18 protein-coding genes and 2 pseudogenes are annotated in these 23,781 nt (G+C 71.6%); 15 read left to right on the top strand and 5 right to left on the bottom strand.

All coding sequences use genetic code 11. The features are described 5' to 3' along the window. The first annotated feature begins 57 nt into the window (after nt 1-57). Nucleotides 58-1,089: a class II fructose-bisphosphatase gene (gene glpX, locus ACQEVS_RS21555; RefSeq protein WP_433022747.1), complete on the top strand. Its 1,032-nt coding sequence runs from the start codon at nt 58-60 to the stop codon at nt 1,087-1,089. A gap of 311 nt (nt 1,090-1,400) precedes the next feature. Here the strand turns inward: glpX and ACQEVS_RS21550 are convergent, their stop codons facing one another. After that, nucleotides 1,401-1,706 carry a WhiB family transcriptional regulator gene (locus ACQEVS_RS21550; protein ID WP_004941922.1) on the bottom strand — a complete coding sequence of 102 codons (306 nt, stop codon included), beginning with the start codon at nt 1,704-1,706 and terminating at the stop codon, nt 1,401-1,403. A 270-nt stretch (nt 1,707-1,976) separates the two neighbouring features. After that, nucleotides 1,977-2,632 (bottom strand): annotated as a pseudogene (locus ACQEVS_RS21545) (DUF1707 SHOCT-like domain-containing protein). A 309-nt stretch (nt 2,633-2,941) separates the two neighbouring features. On the opposite strand from ACQEVS_RS21545, the gene ACQEVS_RS21540 reads away from it, so the two are divergent. Further along, nucleotides 2,942-4,576, top strand: a complete 1,635-nt coding sequence (locus tag ACQEVS_RS21540; RefSeq protein WP_433027784.1) for a fumarate hydratase — start codon at nt 2,942-2,944, stop codon at nt 4,574-4,576. Between the two features lie 198 nt (nt 4,577-4,774). Here the strand turns inward: ACQEVS_RS21540 and ACQEVS_RS21535 are convergent, their stop codons facing one another. Continuing rightward, entirely contained in the window at nt 4,775-6,301 is a 1,527-nt protein-coding gene (locus ACQEVS_RS21535; protein ID WP_433022744.1) for a ricin-type beta-trefoil lectin domain protein, read from the bottom strand. A 108-nt stretch (nt 6,302-6,409) separates the two neighbouring features. On the opposite strand from ACQEVS_RS21535, the gene ACQEVS_RS21530 reads away from it, so the two are divergent. The 5 genes from ACQEVS_RS21530 (at nt 6,410) to ACQEVS_RS21510 (ending at nt 13,147) form a co-directional block, all read left to right on the top strand. After that, nucleotides 6,410-7,804, top strand: a complete 1,395-nt coding sequence (locus ACQEVS_RS21530) for a class II fumarate hydratase (protein ID WP_433022742.1) — start codon at nt 6,410-6,412, stop codon at nt 7,802-7,804. A 121-nt stretch (nt 7,805-7,925) separates the two neighbouring features. After that, entirely contained in the window at nt 7,926-8,618 is a 693-nt protein-coding gene (fomD, locus tag ACQEVS_RS21525; RefSeq protein ID WP_433022740.1) for a cytidylyl-2-hydroxypropylphosphonate hydrolase, read from the top strand. Nucleotides 8,619-8,762: 144 nt separating this feature from the next. Next, the gene (locus ACQEVS_RS21520) at nt 8,763-9,443 is read left to right on the top strand and encodes a class I SAM-dependent methyltransferase (protein WP_433022738.1); all 681 of its coding nucleotides are present in this window, start codon (nt 8,763-8,765) and stop codon (nt 9,441-9,443) included. Nucleotides 9,444-9,558: 115 nt separating this feature from the next. Continuing rightward, nucleotides 9,559-11,532, top strand: a complete 1,974-nt coding sequence (locus ACQEVS_RS21515; RefSeq protein ID WP_433022736.1) for a SpoIIE family protein phosphatase — start codon at nt 9,559-9,561, stop codon at nt 11,530-11,532. A 136-nt stretch (nt 11,533-11,668) separates the two neighbouring features. Further along, a complete protein-coding gene (locus tag ACQEVS_RS21510; RefSeq protein ID WP_433022734.1) occupies nt 11,669-13,147 on the top strand; it encodes a catalase in 1,479 nt (492 codons plus the stop codon). Nucleotides 13,148-13,244: 97 nt separating this feature from the next. Here ACQEVS_RS21510 and ACQEVS_RS21505 read toward each other — a convergent pair whose 3' ends face one another. Further along, entirely contained in the window at nt 13,245-15,542 is a 2,298-nt protein-coding gene (locus ACQEVS_RS21505) for a transglycosylase domain-containing protein (RefSeq protein WP_433022732.1), read from the bottom strand. Nucleotides 15,543-15,746: 204 nt separating this feature from the next. Between ACQEVS_RS21505 and ACQEVS_RS21500 the strand changes: the two genes are divergently transcribed. The 6 genes and pseudogenes from ACQEVS_RS21500 (at nt 15,747) to ACQEVS_RS21475 (ending at nt 21,504) form a co-directional block, all read left to right on the top strand. Beyond that, nucleotides 15,747-16,694, top strand: a complete 948-nt coding sequence (locus tag ACQEVS_RS21500; protein WP_433022730.1) for an SPFH domain-containing protein — start codon at nt 15,747-15,749, stop codon at nt 16,692-16,694. Then, a complete protein-coding gene (locus tag ACQEVS_RS21495; protein WP_433022728.1) occupies nt 16,691-16,978 on the top strand; it encodes a hypothetical protein in 288 nt (95 codons plus the stop codon). Before ACQEVS_RS21500 ends, ACQEVS_RS21495 begins: the two co-directional genes overlap by 4 nt. A gap of 108 nt (nt 16,979-17,086) precedes the next feature. Then, nucleotides 17,087-17,611 carry a PadR family transcriptional regulator gene (locus tag ACQEVS_RS21490; protein ID WP_433022726.1) on the top strand — a complete coding sequence of 175 codons (525 nt, stop codon included), beginning with the start codon at nt 17,087-17,089 and terminating at the stop codon, nt 17,609-17,611. Next, nucleotides 17,608-18,294, top strand: coding sequence for an ABC transporter ATP-binding protein (locus ACQEVS_RS21485; RefSeq protein WP_433022724.1), 687 nt, complete (start codon nt 17,608-17,610; stop codon nt 18,292-18,294). Before ACQEVS_RS21490 ends, ACQEVS_RS21485 begins: the two co-directional genes overlap by 4 nt. Then, entirely contained in the window at nt 18,291-20,756 is a 2,466-nt protein-coding gene (locus ACQEVS_RS21480) for an FtsX-like permease family protein (protein ID WP_433022722.1), read from the top strand. The genes ACQEVS_RS21485 and ACQEVS_RS21480 overlap by 4 nt, the downstream gene beginning before the upstream one ends. Nucleotides 20,757-20,890: 134 nt before the next feature. After that, a pseudogene (locus ACQEVS_RS21475) lies at nt 20,891-21,504 on the top strand (Uma2 family endonuclease). 21 nt (nt 21,505-21,525) lie between these two features. Here ACQEVS_RS21475 and ACQEVS_RS21470 read toward each other — a convergent pair. Further along, nucleotides 21,526-22,548, bottom strand: a complete 1,023-nt coding sequence (locus tag ACQEVS_RS21470) for a LysR substrate-binding domain-containing protein (protein ID WP_433022720.1) — start codon at nt 22,546-22,548, stop codon at nt 21,526-21,528. Between the two features lie 132 nt (nt 22,549-22,680). On the opposite strand from ACQEVS_RS21470, the gene ACQEVS_RS21465 reads away from it, so the two are divergent. Further along, nucleotides 22,681-23,235 carry a peroxiredoxin gene (locus ACQEVS_RS21465; RefSeq protein WP_185941816.1) on the top strand — a complete coding sequence of 185 codons (555 nt, stop codon included), beginning with the start codon at nt 22,681-22,683 and terminating at the stop codon, nt 23,233-23,235. Between the two features lie 11 nt (nt 23,236-23,246). Beyond that, nucleotides 23,247-23,780, top strand: coding sequence for an alkyl hydroperoxide reductase (locus ACQEVS_RS21460; RefSeq protein WP_004941958.1), 534 nt, complete (start codon nt 23,247-23,249; stop codon nt 23,778-23,780). The last annotated feature ends 1 nt before the right edge of the window (nt 23,781 follow it).

Here is a 23,781-nt window from a genome sequence, read left to right as displayed (position 1 = left end):
CCTGGCTCACCCGGCAGGGGGACCCACGGCCGACCGCCGTACAGAAAGGTGCGCCCGATGACCGATCACCATCTCCCGTCCCAGCTTGAGGTCAGCCCGGAGGCCCCGGACCGCAACCTCGCCCTGGAGCTGGTCCGGGTGACCGAGGCGGGTGCCATGGCCTCGGGCCGCTGGGTCGGCCGCGGAGACAAGAACGGCGCCGACGGCGCCGCCGTCCGCGCCATGCGCGCGCTCATCCACACCGTGTCGATGAACGGCGTCGTCGTCATCGGCGAGGGCGAGAAGGACAACGCCCCGATGCTCTACAACGGTGAGCGCGTCGGCGACGGGACCGGCCCGGAGTGCGACGTGGCCGTGGACCCGGTGGACGGCACCACCCTGACCGCCAAGGGCATGGCCAACGCCGTCTCCGTGCTCGCCGTCGCCGACCGCGGTTCGATGTTCGACCCGTCGGCCGTGTTCTACATGGACAAGCTGGTCACCGGCCCCGAGGCCGCGGACTTCGTCGACATCAACGCCCCGGTGGCCGTGAACATCCGCCGGATCGCGAAGGCGAAGCGTTCCTCCCCCGAGGACGTCACGGTCGTCGTCCTCGACCGGCCGCGCCACGACGGCATCGTCAAGGAGATCCGCGAGGCGGGCGCCCGCATCAAGTTCATCTCCGACGGCGACGTGGCCGGCGCGATCATGGCGGCGCGCGAGGGCACCGGCGTCGACCTGCTGCTGGGCATCGGCGGTACGCCCGAGGGCATCATCGCCGCCTGCGCCATCAAGTGCCTCGGCGGCACCATCCAGACGAAGCTGTGGCCCAAGGACGACGCCGAGCGGCAGCGGGCCCTCGACGCCGGGCACGACCTGGACCGGGTGCTCTGCACCAACGACCTGGTCAGCGGCGACAACGTGTTCTTCGTCGCCACCGGCATCACGGACGGCGACCTGCTGCGCGGGGTGCGCTACCGCGCGGAGACGGCGACCACGCAGTCGCTGGTCATGCGGTCCAAGTCCGGGACGATCCGGCAGATCGACTCGGTGCACCGGCTGTCGAAGCTCCGGGCGTACAGCGCGATCGACTTCGAGCGGCCCAGTTGATCGGGTGGCCCGGTTGATCGAGCGGCCCAGTTGATCGAGTTCATCAAGTGGGCCGGCCGATCGAGCAGGTCAGTCGATCGAGCAGGTCGATTGATCGAGCAGGTCAGTTGATCGAGCAGGTCAGTTGATCGAACGGCCGACTGATGGAACGGCCCGGCTGACCGAGCGGGCCGGCTGATCGAACGGGCCGACCGGTCCCGAGCGGCCCCGGGGAGCGGCTCGCCGCCCGTCCCCGGACGCCGGACGGGCGGCGGCTGTGCGCATCCGGTCACAGCCGTCCCGTCCGGCGTCCGGGAACCCCGGGGCGTCCGCTATCCCGCCGCGGCCACCCGGGTGGAGCGCTGAAGCTCCGCGTCCCGGCGCCGCCGGCGGGCGAGTACGACGCGGCGCTCGGCGGCGGTGAGGCCGCCCCACACGCCGTACGGCTCGGGCTGGAGCAGCGCGTGCTCCCGGCACTCGACCATCACGGGGCAGCGCGCGCAGACGCGTTTGGCGGCCTCCTCGCGGGACAGACGTGCCGCCGTGGGCTCCTTCGACGGTGCGAAGAACAAACCGGCTTCATCCCGGCGGCACACCGCCTCCGAATGCCAGGGGCCGGCCTGATCCCGCGCGGACATCCGCGGCGACGGTACGGCGGCTTCCTGCAGGGGCTGATGCGGTAGCAGCACGGTCCACTCCTGACGACGGCTTTGCTCGGCCGGTTGAGTCACCCTTGCCCGTCTCACCCTGCACGGCCTTTGTCCGACAGTCGCACCCGCAGCCGTACGAGAGACGATGCACCAAGCTTTACCCGCTGTGCGCGTGCTTATTCACACCGTTGCCATGACCGGAATCCCGTCCGTCACCACCGTCCCGCGCCCGTGACACCGCCGCCGGGCGCGGAGTGGTCAGCCGGCCGCGCGGAGGTCCTTGACCCGCTTGCCCTGACGGGCCTTGGCCGCGACCCCGCCGAACAGCGCCCAGCCGGTCACCTCGACCACGGGGGCGCCCTCGTCGGGCGACTCGTGGCCGTCGACGTCGAAGCCGCCGAAGACGCCCGTGCCGGTGCAGCGCAGCGAGACGTTCTCGGGACCTTGATGTCGACGCCGCCGAAGAGGACCCAGCTGCTGATGACCACCGTCCGCTGCTCGAAGAGCGCCTCGGTGAGGTCGATCTCCACGCCGCCGAACAGCGCGAACGCGTTCAGCCTGGCGGCCGCGCGCCAGCGCCCCCGGCGGCTGGCGCCGCCGAAGACGGCTATGAGGTTCTCGGCGGGGGCGGCCGGCGCGTACGGGTCCGCCGGGAACGGGCGGTGGGCGGGGACGGGCCGGGCGGCGCCGGCCGGCAGGTCCCGGACCAGCGGCTCCAGTTCGCCGACCGTACGGGCCCGGTACACGGCGTCGACGCGGTCGGCGTGCTCGTCCGGGGTGAGCCGGCCCTCGGCCAGCGCCTCACGCAGGATGTCCGCCATCCGGTCGCGGTCCGCGTCGGACGCGCGCAGCGCCGGCCCGGCGGGCCCGGCGGGCGCGACCGGTGCCGCGGCGGGGGTCTTGGTCAGGGGCACTCGACGCTTCTCCAGCGATGACTCGTCCACGGACACCAGCCTAGCGACTCGCGATAGATCGCGACAGGGGCTGTGGATCGCGAAGCCGGAAGCCGTCGTCGCGAAGCCGGAAGCCGTCGTCGCGAAGCCGGGAGCCGTCGTTGTGAGGGCAACCTCACCGGCCCGCCGCCCGCCCGGCGGCCTACCCTGAGAGACGCCGACGGTCCCCCCGGACCCGTCCGGCACTCCCAACCCGCAGAGTGAGTGAGGAATCGCCGCGATGTCTGACCGGTCAGTCCCCCAGGGTTCGCCTACACGGATCTGCTGCCCCTGGGCGAGGACGAGACGCCGTACCGACTGATCACCTCCGAGGGCGTGTCGACGTTCGAGGCGGACGGACGCACGTTCCTCAAGGTGGAGCCCACGGCGCTGCGCCGGCTCGCGGAAGAGGCGATCCACGACATCCAGCACTACCTGCGCCCCGCGCACCTCGCCCAGCTGCGGAAGATCGTCGACGACCCCGAGGCGTCGTCCAACGACAAGTTCGTCGCCCTGGACCTGCTGAAGAACGCCAACATCGCCGCCGCGGGCGTGCTCCCGATGTGCCAGGACACCGGCACGGCGATCGTCATGGGCAAGCGCGGCCAGAACGTCCTCACCGAGGGCGGTGACGAGGAGGCGCTCTCCCTCGGCATCTTCGACGCCTACACCGAGCTCAACCTGCGGTACTCGCAGATGGCGCCGCTCACCATGTGGGAGGAGAAGAACACCGGCTCCAATCTCCCGGCGCAGATCGAGCTGTACGCGACGGACGGCGGCGCCTACAAGTTCCTCTTCATGGCCAAGGGCGGCGGCTCGGCCAACAAGTCCTTCCTCTACCAGGAGACGAAGGCCGTGCTCAACGAGGCGAGCATGATGAAGTTCCTGGAGGAGAAGATCCGTTCGCTGGGCACGGCCGCCTGTCCGCCGTACCACCTGGCGATCGTGGTGGGCGGCACGAGCGCCGAGTACGCGCTGAAGACCGCCAAGTACGCCTCCGCGCACTACCTCGACGAGCTGCCGGAGGAGGGCTCCCCGCTCGGTCACGGCTTCCGGGACAAGGAGCTGGAGGAGAAGGTCTTCGAGCTGACGCAGAAGATCGGCATCGGCGCGCAGTTCGGCGGCAAGTACTTCTGCCACGACGTGCGCGTCGTACGGCTGCCGCGGCACGGCGCGTCCTGCCCGGTGGCCATCGCCGTGTCCTGCTCGGCCGACCGGCAGGCCGTCGCGAAGATCACCGCCGAGGGCGTCTTCCTGGAGCAGCTGGAGACGGACCCGGCGCGGTTCCTGCCGGAGACCACCGACGAGCAGCTCGCCGAGGAGGGCGACGTGGTGCGCGTCGACCTCAACCGGCCCATGGACGAGATCCTCGCCGAGCTGACGAAGTACCCGGTCAAGACCCGGCTGTCGCTGAACGGGCCGCTGGTCGTGGCGCGGGACATCGCGCACGCGAAGATCAAGGAGCGGCTGGACGCGGGCGAGGAGATGCCGCAGTACCTGCGCGATCACCCGGTCTACTACGCGGGCCCGGCCAAGACCCCCGAGGGCTACGCCTCGGGTTCCTTCGGGCCGACCACCGCGGGCCGCATGGACTCGTACGTCGAGCAGTTCCAGGCGGCGGGTGGCTCCAAGGTGATGCTCGCCAAGGGGAACCGGTCGAAGCAGGTCACCGACGCGTGTGCCGCTCATGGCGGCTTCTACCTCGGGTCGATCGGTGGGCCCGCGGCCCGGCTCGCGCAGGACTGCATCAAGAAGGTCGAGGTCGTCGAGTACGAGGAGCTCGGCATGGAGGCGGTCTGGAGGATCGAGGTGGAGGACTTCCCGGCGTTCATCGTCGTCGACGACAAGGGGAACGACTTCTTCCAGGATCCGGCGCCGGCGTCTCCGACGTTCACGTCGATCCCGGTGCGGGGGCCTGGGCTGTAGGTGGGGTTGCCCCGGTCCCGCCCCTTCGCCGATTCCTGGGGCTGCGCCCCAGACCCCCTTTTCGCGGCTTCGCCGCTCGTGCTCAAACTCCCCAGAGGGGGTACCCCCAACGGGCTGAATGGTCAGCCCGTCCGGGGGTGCGGGGGCTCGCCCCCGCACGAAACGGTGAAAGGGCGGGACCGGGGCTCACCCCCGCCGTCAGGCGAAGCTCTGGCTCCGCGACCCGTCGCACCGCTGGAGCCGCACCGGGTCCTTCGCCGACGCGAGCGTCAGGCACAGGTCCGGTGCCGCCGCCGGGCGGAACGTTCCGCCGGAACGCGTGAAGCGCTGGTTGTCGCCGCCGTGGCAGTTCCAGAGGGTGACGGCGGCGCCCGCCACGTACTTGCCGCCGGGGACGTCGACGCACCGGTCGTGGGAGAGGGCGGTCCGCAACGCCCCGCGCCCCGCCTCGTACCACCACTGCTGGTTGCGGTTCCCGGTGCAGTCCCAGCCCCCGACGGTGGTCCCGTTACGGGACGAGGCGCCGTAGGCGTCCACACACGTGCCCGTCGCGTCGTTGCGCAGCGGTCGGTACGCGTCGTCCCAGGCGCCGGCGTAGAGCTCGGGCTTCCCGGTGCTCGCCGGGTCGGCGCAGCCGGCCTCGCGGCGGTCGGTGGCGTAGAACGCGCTCAGGCAGGCGGCGAAGGCGGCGTGGCCGCGGGTGTTGGGGTGGAAGGACTGGCGGACGGAGTTGGAGTCCGGCGGGACCGGGTTGGAGAGGTCGACGTACAACCCGCGGGCCCAGGCGTCGTCCATGCACACCTCGTGGCCGTGGAAGAGGCGCGAGTTGTCGAGGAAGTAGGCGCCGCTCTCGCGGGCGGCCCGGCGCATGCCGCGTTCGAAGGCGGGGACGGCGGTGTTGCGGCCCCAGGCGGCGTCCGAGGTGTAGCCGACGCAGCCGCCCGGGAGCTTGCCGGGGTAGTCGGGGTTGTCCTCGAAGTCGGGGCCGATGGGGCTCGGGTAGCCCATGACGACGAGTTTGTAGTCGCCGTCGGCGTAGCCCGCGTCGCGCATGACCGTGCGCAGGTCGCGGACGGTCTGTTCGACCTTGGGGACCAGGCCGTCGACGCGGGCCTGCCAGCCGGGGTCGTACTTCGGCTCGCAGGTGCCCTGGAGGGTGAGGTAGCGGGTGACGCAGTCGGTCATGACCGGGCCGAACTGGAGGTCGTCGTTGGCGCCGGCGACGAGCAGGACCATCTTGACGCGGGTGTTGCGCGCCTTGACGGCGAGGTTGTCGCTCTGGACCAGCTCGTCCGCGTACTGCTTGGTGCCGCCGATGCGGATGTTGGCGGTGGTGGCGCCGGAGCAGGCGACGTTGTAGGTGACGTCGGCGGGGATCGTGGTGCGGTGGATGGCGGCCTCGGGCGAGCGGTGGCACCAGTTGTCCGGACCGCTGGTGCCGGGTTCGTAGGTGCCGACGCCCTCGCCGGATATCTCGCTGTCGCCCAGGGACAGCAGGGAGGTCTTGCGTTCGGCGAGCGGGCGTTCGGCGGCGTCGCCGTAGAGCTTGACGGCCTCGGCGGCCCGGATCTTCTCCAGCTCGGGTGAGAGCGGAGTGGTGGCGGTGACGGCGGTGGCGGCGTGGGCGGTGCTGCCGGTGGCCATGGTTCCGGTCATGCCGCCGAACGCGGCCGCGAAGGCGGCGACAGCCGCGAGAGAACAGCGCAGGGTGGGTCTGCGTGTCATGGAGCCTCCCCGATTTCTGTTGTTACTCGCGGTATTTACTGGCTGGTAGTGGCGTTCGGGAACACGGTGAACCGGCCAAACGCTGTATTCCACAGGAGGTAAGTGACGATGACCGAGAGCGATCAGTACCGGATCGAGCACGACTCGATGGGTGAGGTACGCGTCCCCGCACACGCCAAGTGGCGCGCGCAGACCCAGCGGGCCGTGGAGAACTTCCCGGTCAGCGGGCAGCGGCTGGAGCGGGCGCACATCGAGGCGCTGGCCCGGATCAAGGCGGCCGCCGCCAAGGTCAACGCCGAGCTGGGAGTGGTCGACGAGGAGGTGGCGGAGGCGATCGCCGCCGCCGCGGCCGAGGTCGCCGAGGGGCGCTGGGACGAGCACTTCCCGGTCGACGTCTTCCAGACCGGGTCCGGCACCTCCTCCAACATGAACACCAACGAGGTCGTCGCCACCCTCGCGAGCGAGCGCCTGGGCCGGGACGTGCACCCCAACGACCACGTCAACGCCAGCCAGTCGTCCAACGACGTCTTCCCGTCCTCGATCCACATCGCCGCCACGGCCGCCGTCACCCGCGAGCTGATCCCGGCGCTGGAGCACCTGGCGGCGGCTCTGGAGCGCAAGGCCGAGGAGTTCGCCGAGGTCGTCAAGTCGGGCCGGACGCACCTGATGGACGCCACTCCGGTGACGCTCGGCCAGGAGTTCGGCGGGTACGCGGCGCAGGTCCGGTACGGCGTCGAGCGGCTGCGCGCCTCGCTGCCGCGGCTGGCCGAACTCCCGCTCGGCGGAACGGCGGTGGGCACCGGCATCAACACCCCGGCGGGCTTCTCCGCCGCCGTCATCGCCGAGGTCGCCCGTACCACCGGGCTGCCGCTCACCGAGGCCCGCGACCACTTCGAGGCGCAGGGCGCGCGCGACGGGCTGGTGGAGACCAGCGGCCAGCTGCGGACGATCGCCGTCGGCCTCACGAAGATCGCCAACGACCTGCGCTGGATGTCCTCGGGACCGCGCACGGGTCTGGCCGAGATCAGCCTTCCCGACCTCCAGCCGGGCTCCTCGATCATGCCGGGCAAGGTCAACCCGGTGATCCCGGAGGCCGTTCTGATGGTCGCCGCCCAGGTGATCGGCAACGACGCGACGGTGGCGACGGCGGGCGCGGCGGGCAACTTCGAGCTGAACGTGATGCTGCCGGTGATGGCCAAGAACCTGCTGGAGTCGGTGCGGCTGCTCGGCAACGCGGCGCGGCTGCTGGCCGACCGGACGGTCGACGGGATCACGGCGAACGTGGAGCGGGCGCGGGAGTACGCCGAGTCGTCCCCCTCGGTGGTCACCCCGCTGAACCGGTACATCGGGTACGAGGAGGCGGCCAAGGTCGCCAAGAAGTCGCTGGCGGAGCGGAAGACGATCCGTCAAGTGGTCCTCGACGAGGGGTACGTGGAGCGCGGCCTGTTGACCATTGAACAGCTCGACGAGGCCCTGGACGTGCTGCGGATGACGCGGCCGTAGCGGCCGCTTTCCGGCCGGGACGGCCGTCGCCCGTGCGGTGCGCGTCACGGCACGGGGGCGGCCGTCGCCCGTGCGGTACACATCACGGCACGGGCCCGGCCCCGCGCCCTAAGATCTGCGCATGGCAGCGGAGACAGCGGACACCAGGACCACGGCAGGCTCCGCGGGCAAGTTCTGGGCGCCCGGCGACCGGATCCTCTGGCGGTACCGTGCCAACGCCGAGGACCGTGTGCACATCTGCCGGCCGGTGACGGTCGTCCGGGACACCGCGGACCTGCTCGCCGTCTGGGTGGCGCCGGGGACGGCGTGCGTCCGTCCCGTGCTCGCCGACGGCAGACCCCCGTACCTGGAGCCCCTGGCGACCCGCTACACCAAGCCGCGTACCACCAGTGTCGACGCCTGGTCCGGGACGGGTGTGCTGAAGCTGGCCCGGCCCGGCGAGCCCTGGTCGGTCTGGCTCTTCTGGGACCTCGACTGGAGGTTCAGGAACTGGTACGTGAATCTTGAGGAACCGCTCGCGCGCTGGGCCGGCGGGGTCGACTCCGAGGACCACTTCCTGGACATCGCCGTCTACCCGGACCGCAGTTGGGAGTGGAAGGACGAGGACGAGTTCGCCCAGGCGCAGCGGGTGGGCCTGATGTCAGCCGCCCGGGCCGAGGAGGTGCGGGCCGCCGGGCACGCGGCGGTCGAGCGGATCGAGGCGTGGGGCGCCCCGTTCGCCTCCGGCTGGGAGCACTGGCGGCCCGACCCCGCGTGGCCGGTGCCGGAGCTCCCGGACGACTGGGGGCGCACTCCGGCGCCCCTGCGGGCGTGAAGCGCTTGCCGTCGCCCCGCGGGGCAACCGTAGGATCGTCCTCCGCGCCCCCGTGCGCGTCGCCGACCGGCAACGCACCAAGCGCGACAGTGGAAGTGACAGACAGTCAGGCGTTACACAGGCAGCAGGCGGAAGGGCGGAGCGGTGAGCGGTGACCACATCCGGCGGGCCTACGACGGCTACGCCCCCGCGGGCCTGGACCGCAGCGGGCAGGCCGAGGCGTTCGACGCCATCGGCGACCGGTACGACGAGGCGTTCCCGCACAAGGAGGGCCAGCTGGCGTCCGGCGCCTGGCTCGCGGAGTCGCTGCCGGCCGGCTCCCGGATCCTCGACGTCGGCTGCGGCACCGGCCTCCCGACGGCCCGGCAGCTGGTGGAGGCCGGGCACGAGGTGGTGGGCGTCGACCTGTCCGCCGGGATGCTCGACCTGGCCCGCGCCCACGTCCCCGGGGCGGAGTTCCACCAGGCCGACCTGGCCGACCTGCGGGACGGGCGGCTGGGCACGTTCGACGGCGTGGCGGCCTTCTTCGCCCTGCTGATGCTGCCGCGCCCGGAGATACCCCACGCGCTGCGGATGCTGCACGGGCTGTTGAGGCCAGGGGGGCTGATGGCTCTCTCGATGGTGGAGGCGGACGTGGACGACTATGCGATACCGTTCCTCGGTAACACGATTCGGGTATCGGGTTACCTGCGCGACGAGTTGCGGGAGGTCGTCCGCGAGGCGGGGTTCGAGATCGTCGGGGAGAACTCGCTGGCCTACGCCCCGCTGAGCACGGACGTCCCGCCCGAGATCCAGCTCTTCCTCAATCTGCGACGCGCCGCCTGACCATGGTGCGCCCTGTGCGACCGGGCTCGACGCCCCGACGGATGGAACCCCACGCGTGACGGAGCAGACCGACTCCCACGGAGGACAGCGGAATGCCGCAGTCCGGCATAGCCCCGTGCCGACGCCCCCGCCGGCCCCCGCGCCGGCGCCCGCCTCGGCCGAAGCGCCACGCCCCCGCCCCGGCGGCACCGCCGGTGACGCCCCCGGCGACCGGCCCGACGACGGCCTGCCGCTGCCGCGCGGGGCGCGGCCCGTACGGCCCGTCGTGAGCGCCTCCGAGGCGGCGGGGCCGCCCGGCGGCACGGGACCCGCGGCCGGGCAGCACCCCGGCGGCAGCGGGGAGCGGCTGCGCTTCGTCGGCGCCGCCACCCGCCGGATCGCCCGCGGCATCGACCTGGACGAGATCGTGCTGGGCCTCTGCCGGGCCACCGTGCCGACCTTCGCCGACGCCATCCTCGTCTACCTCCGCGACCCGCTGCCGGTGGGCGACGAACGGCCCGTCGGCCCCGTCGTGCTGCGGCTGCGCCGCACCGACCGGCTCCCCGAGTACGCGCGCGGCATGGGCACGGACAGCGTCTGGCCGCCGGAGGCGCCCGGGGCGCCGGAGGGCGGGGCCCGCCCCGGCTCCCCCGGCCTGGGGCTGGAGCTCGCCGACGAGGCGGCCGAGCGCTGCGAGGTGCGGATAGGCGGGCCGCTCGCGGAGGTGCTGCGGGGTGTCCGGCCGGTCTTCGGGGACTCCTCGGCCGCGCGGGCGGCCCTGCCCGAACTGCTGGGCGAGGACCGGCACGTACCGCAGCGGCGGCGGACGATCCTGGCGCCGCTGCGCGGCCGCCGCCGGGTGATCGGCGCCGCCGTCTTCATCCGCCGCCCCGACCGGGCGGCGTTCGAGGGCGACGACCTGCTGGTGGCCGCGCAGCTCGCCACCCACACCGCGCTCGGCGTGGACAAGGCCGTGCTCTACGGCCGCGAGGTGTACATCGCGGACGAGCTCCAGCGCACCATGCTCCCCGACTCCCTCCCGCAGCCCACCGGCGTCCGGCTCGCCAGCCGCTACCTCCCGGCCGCGGAGACCGCCCGGGTGGGCGGCGACTGGTACGACGCGATCCCGCTGCCCGGCAACCGCATCGCGCTGGTCGTCGGCGACGTGATGGGCCACTCCATGACGTCCGCCGCGATCATGGGCCAGCTGCGGACCACCGCGCAGACCCTGGCGGGCCTCGACCTGCCGCCGCAGGAGGTGCTGCACCACCTCGACGAGCAGGCCCAGCGGCTGGGTTCGGACCGGATGGCGACCTGCCTCTACGCGGTCTACGACCCCGTCTCGCACCGCATCGTGATCGCCAACGCGGGCCACCCGCCGCCCATCATGCTGCACCGCGGCGGCCGCGCCGAGGTGCTGCGGGTGCCGCCGGGCGCGCCGATCGGCGTGGGCGGGGTGGACTTCGAGGCCGTCGAGCTGGACGCGCCCGCCGGGGCGACGCTGCTGCTCTACACGGACGGGCTCGTCGAATCGCGGATCCGTGACGTGTGGACGGGCATAGAGCAGCTTCGTGAGCGCCTCATCGACACCGCCCGCCTCACCGGCCCCAATCCGCCGCCGCTGGAGCCCCTGTGCGACGAGGTGCTGGGCATGCTCGGCCCGGGCGACCGGGACGACGACATCGCCCTGCTCGCCGCCCGCTTCGAGGGCATAGCCCCCAGCGACGTCGCGTACTGGTTCCTCGATCCGCGCCCGCAGACCGCCCGCCAGGCGCGCCGGCTGGCCCGCCGGGCGCTGGACCGCTGGGGTCTGACGGAGTTGACGGACGCGGTGGAGCTGCTGGTCAGCGAGGTGATCACCAACGCCGTCCGGTACGCGGAGCGGCCGATCACGCTGCGCCTGCTGCGGACGGACGTGCTCCGCTGCGAGGTCGGCGACGACGTGCCGCAACTGCCGCGGCTGCGGCAGGCCCGGCCGTCGGACGAGGGCGGACGCGGGCTGTACCTGGTGAACAAGCTGGCCCGGCGGTGGGGCGCGACCCGGCTGAGCACGGGGAAGGTGGTGTGGTTCGAGCTGGGGCTGCCGGGGCCGTCCGCTCAGGGGCACTGACCGCAGCGAACCGGCCAAGGTCGGACGGTGTGCGGGGACCGTGTTGCCGAACCCGCCGCGGGCGGAGTTGACTTGCCCGGTGCGGAGGGCGGCGAGGGCGCCGCCCTCACCTCGTCCGTTGCGGGAGGCGTCTTCCATGACCGAATCGGCGCACGGTACTCCGGAAACGAACACTCCTTACACCACGAACAACGTCGGCATCCCCGTGGAGAGCGACGAGCACTCGCTCACCATCGGTGACACCGGCCCCATCCTTCTCCAGGATCACTATCTGATCGAGAAGATGGCCCAGTTCAACCGCGAGCGGGTCCCCGAGCGAGTGGTCCACGCCAAGGGCGGCGGCGCCTACGGCACGTTCCGGGTGACCAACGACGTCAGCCAGTTCACCAAGGCGGCCGTCTTCCAGCCGGGGGCGACCGCCGAGACGCTGGTGCGGTTCTCGACGGTGGCGGGTGAGCAGGGATCGCCGGACACCTGGCGCGACCCACGCGGCTTCGCGGTCAAGTTCTATACGGAACAGGGCAACTACGATCTGGTCGGGAACAACACGCCCGTCTTCTTCGTCCGCGACCCGCAGAAGTTCCAGGACTTCATCCGCTCGCAGAAGCGCCGCCCCGACAACGGGCTGCGCGACAACGACATGCAGTGGGACTTCTGGACGCTCTCCCCCGAGTCGGCCCACATGGTCGCCTGGCTGATGGGCGACCGCGGCGTCCCGCGCACCTGGCGGCACATGAACGGCTACGGCTCGCACACCTACCTGTGGGTCAACGGCGGCGGTGAGAAGCACTGGGTCAAGTACCACTTCAAGTGCGACCAGGGCATCGAGTGCCTCACCCAGGAGGAGGCCGACCACCTGGCCGGCGAGGACCCGGACCGGCACCGCCGCGACCTCTGGCACGCGATCGACGCCGGGGACACCCCTTCGTGGACCCTGCACGTCCAGGTGATGCCCTTCGACGACGCCCCGGACTACCGCTTCAACCCCTTCGACCTCACCAAGGTGTGGCCGCACGGCGACTACCCGCTGATCGAGGTGGGGCGCCTCACCCTGGACCGCAACCCCGACGACTTCTTCGTCCACATCGAGCAGGCCGCCTTCGAGCCGTCCAACCTGGTCCCCGGCATCGGCCCGTCCCCCGACAAGATGCTCCTCGGCCGCCTCTTCTCCTACCCCGACGCCCACCGCTACCGCGTCGGCCCCAACTACACCCAGCTGCCGCCCAACCGCCCGCGCTCCAGCGTGAACTCTTACGCGAAGGACGGCCCGATGCGCTACGAGCCGTCGCGCACGGCCCGCCCGTACGCCCCCAACTCGTACGGCGGGCCGGCCGCCGACACCACCCGGTTCGGCGAGACCGCCGGCTGGCACGCCTCGGGCGACATGGTCCGCGAGGCGTACCGGCCGCACCGCGAGGACGACGACTGGGGCCAGGCCGGCACCCTCGTCCGCCAGGTCTACGACGACGCGGCCCGCGACCGCCTCGTCGCCACGGTCTCGGGCCACCTGCTGAACGGGGTGAGTGCGCCGGTGCTGAGCCGTGCGCTCCAGTACTGGCGCAACATCGACAAGGCGACCGGGGACCGCATCGCGGCGCGGGTGAACGGGGGCTGAGGCTTCTCCGGTTCCCGGGGCACGACGAAGGGCCGTTCCCCTCACCGTCGGGTGAGGGGAACGGCCCTTGCCGTACCAGGTCGGATCCGGAGCGCGGCTACGGCAGGTTCAGCCCGCCGTCGTCGCCGCCCGGGCCTCCCTGACCACCCGGTCCACCCGGGCCACCCGGGCCACCGGTGTCCGGCGGGGTGGGCCGGTCGGTGTGCGGCGGCTTCGTGGGCGGCTTCGGCAACTGCGTGTGCTTCGTCTCCTTGTCCGACGGCGTCGTCGGCTTGTTCGGCGTCGCCTTGGTCGGCGGCGGGGTGGACGGCGCGCGCGTGGCGGGCGGCGGGGTCGTCGGGGCCGTCGTCGCGGGGGGGCCGGTGGTGGCCGGCGGCGGGGCTTCCGCGGTGGCGGCGCCGTTCTTGGTGTCGAGGTCGAACTCGGCGGTCGGGTTGTCGCCGAGGGCCTCGGACATGTAGGCGTCCCAGATCTTCGCGGGGAAGCCACCACCGTTGACGCGGTCCTCGCCGCCGACTCCGTACAGCTTGGCGTGCTTGCCGTTGGGCTCCTCGCCGAAGACGCCGACCGTGGTAACCAGGTCCGGGGTGTAGGCCGCGAACCAGGCCGAACGGTCCTCGTCGGAGGTACCGGTCTTGCCGGCGATCTGGTAGCGGTCGCTCCGGACGACCTTGCCCGTACCGTCCTTCTGCACCACGCTCTTCAGGATCGCCGTGACACCGTCCGCGGCGCCCCGGGAGATCGCGTCGCCGCCGACCGCGCTGTCCAGGTCGATGTCCTGCCCGTTCCGGCTGATCGACTTGATGATGGTCGGCGTGACCTTCTTGCCGTGGCTGTCCAGCGAGGCGTAGGCCGCGGCCATGTGGAGCGGGCTCTGGCTCATGGCGCCGAGGGCCATGGAGGCGTGGGCGCCGAAGTCCCTGGCGTCGCCGTTCATGCCGAGGTCCGTCGCGGTCTTCTTGACCTTCTCCAGGCCGACGTCCACGGCCATCTGCGCGAAGACCGAGTTGACGGACTTCATCATCGACTCTTCGACGGTCTGCGGTCCGTAGGACTGCTGGTCCTCGTTCTCCGGGTGGTAGCCCGTCGGGCCGTTGGGGCCGACCACCATGCGCTCGTTGTCGCCGTTGTAGATGGTGTTGGCGTTGATCGGCTTGCCGTCCTGGGTCGTCGATCCGTTCTCCAGGGCGGAGGCGTAGATCAGCGGCTTGAACGTGGAGCCCGGCTGGTAGTCCTCACGGGTGGCGTTGGAGATCTGGTGTCCGACGAATTCCTTGCCGCCGTACATCGCCACGATGTGACCGGTCTTGGGGTCCACCGAGACGGCGCCCGGCTGGACGTTGTTGTCCACCTTGCGGGTCTTGGGGCTCAGCTTGTCCCAGAGCTCGGTCTTGACCGCGTTCTCCAGCTGCTTCTGCTTCTTCTGGTCGATGCTCAGCGTGATGGTGTAACCACCGGCACCGATGTCCATGTTCTTCTTCTTGAGGATGTCCGAAGCCTGGTCCTGGGCCAGCTTGTAGAAATACCCGTCCTGGCCCTTGAGTCCGACGACCGGCTTGGGCTTCTTCACGTCGGGGAACTGCATCGTCTGGCGCTTGTCCTTCGCCAGCCAGTTCTTCTCGACCATCTTGTCGAGGACGTAGTTCCAGCGCTGTTTGGCGAGCTTCTTGCCCGTCTCGGTCCCCGTGACGACGTCGTACTGGCTCGGCGCCTGGAGCAGGGCGGCGAGGTAAGCGGACTCCTCGACGGTGAGCTTGTCGAGGTCCTTGTTGAAGTACGCGTGCGAAGCGGCCTGGATGCCATAGGAGTTGCGGCCGAAGTAGCTCGTGTTCAGATAGCCCTCAAGGATCTGCTCCTTGGACTTCTTGTTCTTGAGCTTGAGCGAGATGATGAGCTCGGTGACCTTGCGGCTGACGGTCTGTCGCTGGTCGAGATAGTAGTTCTTGACGTACTGCTGGGTGATCGTCGAACCACCCTGCTTGCCCTCGCCCATGACCGTTTTGAGGATGCCGCGCGTGGTGCCCATCAGGTCCACACCCGAGTCGTCCCAGAAGTCCTTGTTCTCCGCCGCGATGACGGCGTTCTGGACGTTCTTCGGAATCTTCGAGAAGTCGACCATCTCGCGGTTGAACTCGCCGTCCCGCTTGATGACCCTGCCGTCGGGCATCTTGTAGACCGTGGCCTGCGCCATCGCGGCGTGCTTGCCGTCGGTCGGCACGTCCACGTAGAGGTACAGCGCCACGAAGGCGCCCACACCCAGGGCTATCAGCCCGAAGAAGTAGGCGAGCAGCTTCTTCCAGGTGAAAAAGCGGCGTATACCGGTCTTTTTGGGCTTTTTGCCCTTGGCGCTGCGGGCACTGCCCTTCTGCGCCCGTCGTGCTTCGGCTCGACCCATCTCTCCCGTAGCTCCACTCTGTCCGCCCCCAACCAGCTCACGAAGCTAACACCGCAAGTGTGACCAAAGGCCCATCGATCAAGGGTTTGGCGCACGTGACATATAGCACCCCGGGGGACGGAACCCGGGTGCGGCGCGATGCGGGAAACCGTACAGGGCGATAAACTGATATCAGATTGCTAGACACCTTCCAGGGGGACAGTCATGCCCGAAGCACCGCTCGACGCCACCGCCGCACTCCCGGCCGGGACGCCCGCGCCGCCCGTCCGCGAGTTCCCGGCCAAGGACATCGGGGGCGGACTCGCCCTCCTGCTGGGGCTACTGGGGCTACTGGCCGGGGTGGGACTGATCGTCCTGGGCGCCGGGTTCGGGGCGGACGGCAACAAGGGCGCGGCCGGCGGACTCGTCGCCACGGGGGTGGTCGTCGGACTCGGCGCGATCATCGCCATGTGCGGGCTGAACACCATCGCCCCCGGCGAGACCCGCGTCGTCCAGCTCTTCGGCCGCTACCGCGGCACGATCCGCACCGAGGGCCTGCGCTGGGTCAACCCGTTCACCAGCCGGGAGAAGATCTCCACCCGGGTGCGCAACCACGAGACGGCCGTCATGAAGGTCAACGACGCCTACGGCAACCCGATCGAGCTGGCGGCGGTCGTGGTGTGGCAGGTCGATGACACCGCGCAGGCGCGGTTCGCGGTCGAGGACTTCCAGGAGTTCGTGGCCGTCCAGACCGAGGCGGCCGTCCGGCACATCGCCATCGAGTACCCCTACGACGCCCACGACGAGGCGGCGCTGTCACTGCGCGGCAACGCCGAGGAGATCACCGAGAAGCTGGCCGTCGAGCTGCACGCCCGGGTCGCGGCGGCGGGCGTCCGGATCGTCGAGTCGCGGTTCACGCACCTCGCCTACGCCCCGGAGATCGCCTCCGCGATGCTCCAGCGGCAGCAGGCCGGCGCGGTCGTGGCCGCCCGGCAGATGATCGTCGAGGGCGCGGTCGGCATGGTCGAGCAGGCCCTGGCCCGCATCAACGAGCAGGGCATCGTGGAGCTGGACGAGGAGCGGAAGGCGGCGATGGTCAGCAACCTGATGGTGGTGCTGTGCGGGGACCGGGCCGCACAGCCCGTCCTCAACACCGGCACCCTGTACCAGTGACGGACGACCTGCCACCGCGAGGACGGCCGCGGCAGCGCAAGCAGGTGCTGCTGCGGCTCGACCCCCTGGTCCACGACGCGCTCTCGCGCTGGGCCGCCGAGGAACTGCGCAGCGCCAACGCGCAGATCGAGTTCCTGCTGCGCAAGGCCCTGGCCGAGGCCGGCCGGCTGCCCCGGAACGTCGCCGCGATCCGCCGGCCCGGGCGCCCGGCCGCGTCGGAGGAGGGACCGGAGGAACCCCGGGAGGAAAACCGGGGAGAGCGGGGAACCGAATCCGGTGGCTAGGCGTCCGGTTCGACGGAGGCTGTGCCCGCCTCCGGGGGCCGTACCCGCCGCACCGGCCGCACGCCGCGTCTATACACCCAAGGTATAGACCTGTAGTACAGTCGCGGCATGTCGATCGGACACACGCTGCTCGGCCTGCTGGAGTCCGGCCCCCGGCACGGATACGACCTGAAGCGGGCCTTCGACGCCCACTTCGGCCACGACCGGCCGCTGCACTACGGCCAGGTGTACGCGACGATGTCCCGGCTGCTGAAGAACGGGCTCGTCGAGGTCGACGGGATCGAGCAGGGCGGTGGCCCGGACCGCAAGTGCTACGCGATCACGGAGGCCGGCGCCGCCGACGTCGGCCGCTGGCTCGCCCGGCCCGAGAAGCCCGAGCCGTACCTCCAGTCGACCCTCTACACCAAAATCGTCCTCGCCCTGCTGACCGGGCGGGACGCGACCGGGCTGCTCGACGCCCAGCGGGCGGAGCACCTGCGGATGATGCGCGGGCTCACCGAGCGCAAGCGCTCCGGAGACCTGGCCGACCAGCTGATCTGCGACCACGCCCTGTTCCACCTCGAAGCCGACCTGCGGTGGCTGGAAGTCACTGCCACCCGGCTCGGCCGGCTCGCCGAGGCGGTGGGCGCTTGATACCCGCCGGCTCCCTGCTGAGCGCCGTCGGCCTGCGCAAGTCCTACGGGCCGACGCGCGCCCTCGACGGCGCCGACTTCTCCGTCCACCCGGGCGAGGTCGTCGCCGTCATGGGACCCTCCGGCTCCGGCAAGTCCACGCTGCTGCACTGCCTGGCCGGCATCCTGCGGCCGGACGAGGGCGTCGTCACCTACGACGGCCGGTGTCTGACGGACCTGCCGGACGCCGAGCGGAGCGCCCTGCGGCGCGGGGAATTCGGCTTCGTCTTCCAGTTCGGCCGCCTGGTACCGGAGCTGACCTGCGTGGAGAACGCGGCCCTGCCGCTCCGACTGGCCGGCCTGCGCCGCAAGGAGGCCGAGGCCAGGGCCCTGCACTGGCTGGAGCGGCTGGACGTCGCCGACACCCGCGACCAGCGCCCCGGCGAGGTGTCCGGCGGCCAGGGCCAGCGCGTCGCCGTCGCCCGCGCGCTCGTCACCACGCCCCGTGTGATCTTCGCGGACGAGCCGACCGGCGCCCTCGACTCCCTCAACGGCGAGCGGGTGATGGAGCTCCTCACCGCCGCCGCCCGGGAGACGCGCGCGGCCGTCGTCCTCGTCACCCACGAGTCGCGGGTCGCCGCGTACTCCGACCGCGAGGTCATCGTCCGCGACGGCAGGGCGCGGGACATGACGGGGGTGCTGTGACGGGCGGGGACGTCCGCGCGGTGGGCCCGGAGGCGTATGACGACGAGCACCCGCGCGACGTACGCCCCGCGCCCCTCGGCGACGACCGCACCCCGCCCCGTGCCTCCCGTCCCACCGGCCCCCAGGGCCCCGCCCGTTGGCTCCGCGACCTGTGCTTCGGCGCCCGGTACGCCGTCGCCGGCGGCCGGGAAGGGCTGCTGCGGACCGCGCTCACGGCGGTGGGCGTCGGGCTCGGGGTGGCCGTGCTGCTGCTCGTCGCGTCCGTTCCCCCGACGCTCGCGGACCGGCACGCCCGGGAGACGGCCCGCTCCGTCGGCGTCACCGGCGAGTTCCGCGACCCGGCCGAGCGGGACGCCCGGCGCGGCCCGGACACCCTGCTCTACCAGGAGGTCCACACCGACTTCCGCGACAAGCCCGTCACCGGCGGGCTGCTGAGCGCGGACGGCCCCGACGCACCCCGCCCGCCGGGCGTGGACCGGCTCCCGGAGCCCGGCGAGATGGTCGTCTCCCCCGCGCTCGCCGCGCTGCTGGCGTCCGACCGGGGGGCGCTGCTCCGCGACCGGTTCGCCGCCTACCGGACGGTCGGGACCATCGGCGACGCGGGGCTCGTCGGCCCCGACGAACTCCTCTATTACGCGGGCAGCGACCGCATCGGCCCGGCGACCGGCGCCAAGCGCGTCGAACGGTTCGGTTACGACGAGCCGGACGTGCCGATGGACCCGGTCCTCATCGTCCTCACCGTCCTCGCCTGTGTGGTGCTGCTGACACCGGTCGCCGTCTTCATCGGCACCTCAGTACGGTTCGGCGGCGCGGGCCGCGACCGCAGGCTGGCCACGCTCCGGCTGATCGGCGCCGACCTGCGGATGGTCCGGCGGATCGCGGCGGGCGAGGCGCTGACCGGCGCGGTGCTCGGACTGGGCGCCGGCGCGGCCCTCTTCCTGTCGCTGCGCGAGTACGCCCGCGACCTCACCGTCCGCGACACCGGGATCTTCCCGTCCGACGTCATGCCGGCGCCCTGGGCGCTGGCACTGATCGCCGTCTCCGTGCCGGCGTGCGCGGTCGCGGTCACCCTGTTCACCCTGCGCGGCATCGCCGTCGAACCGCTGGGAGTCGTACGCGGCACGGCGCCCCGGCGGCGCCGGCTGTGGTGGCGGCTGCTGGTCCCGGCGCTGGGCGCCGCCCTGCTGACCCCGGCGTTCGGCCGGGCGGCCGGGGAGCTGCCGGGCGTGCCGATGGACGCCTGGCAGGTGGCCACCGGCGCCGCGCTGTTGCTGTTGGGCGTCACGGCGCTGCTGCCGTGGGCCGTCGAGGCGTTCGTCGCCCGGCTGCGCGGCGGGCCGCCATCCTGGCAGCTGGCCGTGCGCCGGCTCCAGTTGAACAGCGGCCCGGCGGCCAGGGCGATCAGCGGCATCACCGTCGCGGTGGCCGGGGCCATCGCCGTGCAGACGGTCTTCACGGGTGTGCGCGGTGAATTCGACACGTCCCCCGAGGCCCTCGCGACCCACTCGCAACTCACCGGCTCGCACGTGGTCGGCTCCCCACGGCAGGTGCACGACTGGGTCGACCGGCTGCGGCGCACCGAGGGCGTGCGGGCCGCCTCCGGCTTCGTGGAGCGCTACATCGAGAAGGACGGCGCGTCCGGCCTGGTCACCAGCGTCGTCATCGGCGACTGCGCCACCCTCGCCGAGCTCGCCGACATCGGCCCCTGCCGGGACGGCGACGTCTTCCTCGGCCGTTCCGGGGAGGACGGCCACGCCGAGGCGTTCGGGCCCGGCACCAAGGTCGTCGCCGACCCGTACTCGGAGGGCTCGACGCGTCCGTACCGGTGGACGGTCCCCGACTCCGCGCGCGTGGTCCGCACCCGGCCCGGCCCGACGGGCGAACACCCCGACGGCGTCCTGGCCACCCCCTCGGCCGTCGACGCCTTCGCCCTCCCCGACGCCAGGACCCGGCTGGCCGTCCGGACCGAGCCGGGCGACCCCGACGCCATCGAGCGGGTCCGCAACACCGCGGCCGGCATCGACCCCACCCTGCGCATCGAGCGGCGGGGCGGCGTGGTCAAGGACGACAACTACCCGCTGGTCCACCGTGGCCTGCTGCTGGGCGCCGCGGGCATGCTGGCCCTGATCGGCGCGAGCATGCTCGTCACCACGCTGGAGCAGCTTCGCGAACGGCGGCGCATGCTGGCCGCCCTCGTCGCCGTCGGCACGCCCCGCCGCACCCTGGCCTGGTCGGTGCTGTGGCAGACGGCGATCCCGGTGCTGCTGGGCATGACCGTCGCCGTGGCCGGCGGCCTGGGTCTGGGCTGGGCCGTCCTGCGGCTGACGGACGCGCGGGTCGCGGACTGGTGGGCGTTCCTGCCGGTGACCGGCGCGGGCATGGGCCTCATCGCCATCGTCACCCTCGCCACGCTGCCGGCGCTGCTCCGGATGACGCGGCCGGAGGGGCTGCGGACGGAGTAGCGGGGGCTTGTGCCACAGGTCAGGTGGGGTTCGGGGGTGCTGTCCCCCCTGCGGGTGAACACCTGTGCAAGGGATCGGAAGGGCTGTACCGGCCTACGATGATGGTCTCGACACCGGACGTCAGGAGGCACCTCATGTCCGCAGCACCAGTAGAGCCTTACGGCCACCACGTCCGAAAGCCGCATTCGCTTCTGGACGCGGCCGGGGAGATCTCCGAGCGTTTCCCCGGTTACCGTGTCGAGATCTTCGGGGGAGAGATCCACGTGGCACCACCCGCGGACGGGCAGCATGGCGAGGTCCTGACCGACGTCATGCTGGCCATGGCCGCGCTGCACCGCGGCGAGAGCAGGCTGATCCAGGCCGTGGGCATGTGGCTGCCTACGGGGAGGACGACTATGTAATTCCCGACCTCGCCCTGGTCGACGCCGACTACGCCGAGCATCGGCTGCGGTACAACTGCTACGACCCCGCAGTCTTCCGCTTGGTCCTGGAGGTCACCTCGTCCAACCACAGGACGGATCTGCGGGACAAGGCCGCCCTCTACGCCGAGGTGGGCGTGCCGGTCTATGTCATCGTCGATCGCCGCCACCAGCGTGTCCACGTCCTCACCGAGCCGAAGGATGGCGAGTACCGGCACACCGTCCACGCTCCGGGCAGCACCTTCACGCTCCCGGAGTCCGTGGGGGCGGAGGTGGAGCTGTCCGTGGACACGCTGCTGCAGTTGAAGCCCTCGGGGGCCGTCGGCTGAGGGCCGGGTCCGGGGGACCGCTCAACCCACGATGCGCACCGGCAACGAGCTCAGCGCGTCCCGCAGCGCGTCCGCGAACTCCTCGAACTCGCTCTGCCGCGCCGCGCCCGAGCGCATGGCCAGGGCGATCCGGCGGGAGGGCGGGGGCGCGGCGAAGCAGCTGGTGGCGAGGCGGTCGCTGCGGGCGGCCTCGACGCGGACGGCCGTCCGGGGCAGCAGCGTGACGCCGAGCCCGCCGCCGACCAGCTGGACCAGTGTCGACAGGCCGGACGCGCTGGTGGCCACGGGTGCGCCGGGAGCGCGGCCGGCCTCGCGGCAGACGTCGAAAACCTGGTCGCGCAGGCAGTGGCCCTCGTCCAGGAGCAGCAGGTCCAGCTCACGCAGCGCGCTGCGCGGGAGGTCGGAGCGCCCGGCCAGTTCGTGGTCGCAGGGTGTGACCAGGACGAAGTCCTCGTCGAACAGCGGCATTTCGGTGATCCCGGGGGCGCCGAGCGGGACCGCGAGCAGCAGCAGGTCCAGCCGGCCCTGGGTGAGGCCGTCGAGGAGGGACGAGGTCTGCTCCTCGTGCACCTGGAGGTCCAGGTCGGGATAGACCTCCCGGACCAGCCGGAGCACGGTGGGCAGCAGATACGGCGCCACGGTGGGGATGACACCCAGCCGCAGCACGCCGGTGAAGGGCGCCCGCGCGGCCTCGGCCTCCTCCATGAAGTCGCCGACGGCGTCCAGCACCGTCCGGGCCCGCGCGGCCAGCCGTTCACCCGCCGGGCTGAGCAGCACTCTCCGCGTCGTACGCTCGAAGAGCTGAATTCCGAGCGACTCCTCCAGGGCCGAGACGGCGCCGGACAGGGCGGGCTGGCTCATCGAGATGGCCGTGGCGGCGTCCCGGAAGTGCAGGTGCTCGGCGACCGCCGCGAACGCCCTGAGCTGGGCCAGGCTGGGCTGGCGGGGTCGGCCGGACGACGCCTTCGCCCCACCCGGGCGGGTGGCCGGCTCCTGGGACTCGGCGCCCCGGGCGGCCCGGTTCCGCGCTATGGACGACTCCATCGATAACCACCTCCGATCAACACCAATCAGTCTAACTATTTCCGCTATCAATGCCTCCTGTGGCAGGGTGGATCACGTCCAACCCCGCAGAAAGTCCGCAACCAGGGACTTTCTTCGCTGCAAGGAGAGCGCGTGCTCACTGTCGGTGACAAGTTCCCCGAGTTCGACCTGACCGCCTGTGTGGACCTCGACGCGGACAAGGCTTTCGCGCAGATCGACCACAAGACCTACGAGGGCAAGTGGAAGGTCGTCTTCTTCTGGCCGAAGGACTTCACCTTCGTCTGCCCGACCGAGATCGCCGCGTTCGGCAAGCTGAACGACGAGTTCGCCGACCGCGACGCCCAGATCCTCGGCGTCTCCGGTGACTCGGAGTTCGTCCACCACGCCTGGCGCAAGGACCACGCCGACCTGCGTGACCTGCCCTTCCCGATGCTGGCCGACGCCAAGCACGAGCTGATGCGCGCGTGCGGCGTCGAGGGCGAGGACGGCTACGCCCAGCGCGCCGTCTTCATCGTCGACCAGAACAACGAGATCCAGTTCGTCATGGTGACCGCCGGCTCCGTCGGCCGTAACCCCAAGGAGGTCCTGCGGGTCCTCGACGCGCTGCAGACCGACGAGCTGTGCCCCTGCAACTGGAGCAAGGGCGACGAGACCCTCGACCCGGTCGCGCTCCTCTCGGGCGAGTGAGCTGATTCCTCATGGCTCTCGATGAACTGAAGTCCGCCATACCGGACTACGCCAAGGACCTGAAGCTGAACCTCGGCTCGGTCATCGGCAACTCCGACCTTCCGCAGCAGCAGCTGTGGGGCACCGTCCTCGCCTGCGCGATCGCGACCCGCTCGCCGATCGTCCTGCGCGAGCTGGAGCCCGAGGCGAAGGCGAACCTGTCCCCGGAGGCGTACACCGCCGCCAAGGCCGCCGCCGCCATCATGGCGATGAACAACGTCTACTACCGCACCCGGCACCTGCTGTCGGACCCGGAGTACGGCAACCTGCGCGCGGGTCTGCGGATGAACGTCATCGGCAACCCGGGCGTGGAGAAGGTCGACTTCGAGCTGTGGTCCCTGGCCGTCTCCGCCATCAACGGCTGCGGCATGTGCCTCGACTCGCACGAGCAGGTGCTGCGCAAGGCCGGTGTGGCCCGCGAGACCATCCAGGAGGCGTTCAAGATCGCCTCCGTGCTCCAGGCCGTCGGCGCCACGCTCGACGCCGAGGCCGTTCTCAACGGCTGAG

The organism is Streptomyces sp. CA-181903 (genome assembly GCF_050937075.1).
Classification (GTDB): Bacteria; Actinomycetota; Actinomycetes; order Streptomycetales; family Streptomycetaceae; genus Streptomyces.
This window is presented reverse-complemented; position numbering and strand designations above follow the sequence as displayed.

Bases quoted from the DNA above. Each gene is read 5' to 3' on its own strand.
- ACQEVS_RS21460 (WP_004941958.1), top strand. From the start codon at position 23,247: ATGGCTCTCGATGAACTGAAGTCCGCCATACCGGACTACGCCAAGGAC.
- ACQEVS_RS21550 (WP_004941922.1), bottom strand. From the start codon at position 1,706: ATGTCCGCGCGGGATCAGGCCGGCCCCTGGCATTCGGAGGCGGTGTGC.
- ACQEVS_RS21510 (WP_433022734.1), top strand. From the start codon at position 11,669: ATGACCGAATCGGCGCACGGTACTCCGGAAACGAACACTCCTTACACC.
- ACQEVS_RS21505 (WP_433022732.1), bottom strand. From the start codon at position 15,542: ATGGGTCGAGCCGAAGCACGACGGGCGCAGAAGGGCAGTGCCCGCAGC.
- ACQEVS_RS21500 (WP_433022730.1), top strand. From the start codon at position 15,747: ATGCCCGAAGCACCGCTCGACGCCACCGCCGCACTCCCGGCCGGGACG.
- glpX (WP_433022747.1), top strand. From the start codon at position 58: ATGACCGATCACCATCTCCCGTCCCAGCTTGAGGTCAGCCCGGAGGCC.
- ACQEVS_RS21530 (WP_433022742.1), top strand. From the start codon at position 6,410: ATGACCGAGAGCGATCAGTACCGGATCGAGCACGACTCGATGGGTGAG.
- ACQEVS_RS21470 (WP_433022720.1), bottom strand. From the start codon at position 22,548: ATGGAGTCGTCCATAGCGCGGAACCGGGCCGCCCGGGGCGCCGAGTCC.
- ACQEVS_RS21535 (WP_433022744.1), bottom strand. From the start codon at position 6,301: ATGACACGCAGACCCACCCTGCGCTGTTCTCTCGCGGCTGTCGCCGCC.
- fomD (WP_433022740.1), top strand. From the start codon at position 7,926: ATGGCAGCGGAGACAGCGGACACCAGGACCACGGCAGGCTCCGCGGGC.
- ACQEVS_RS21490 (WP_433022726.1), top strand. From the start codon at position 17,087: ATGTCGATCGGACACACGCTGCTCGGCCTGCTGGAGTCCGGCCCCCGG.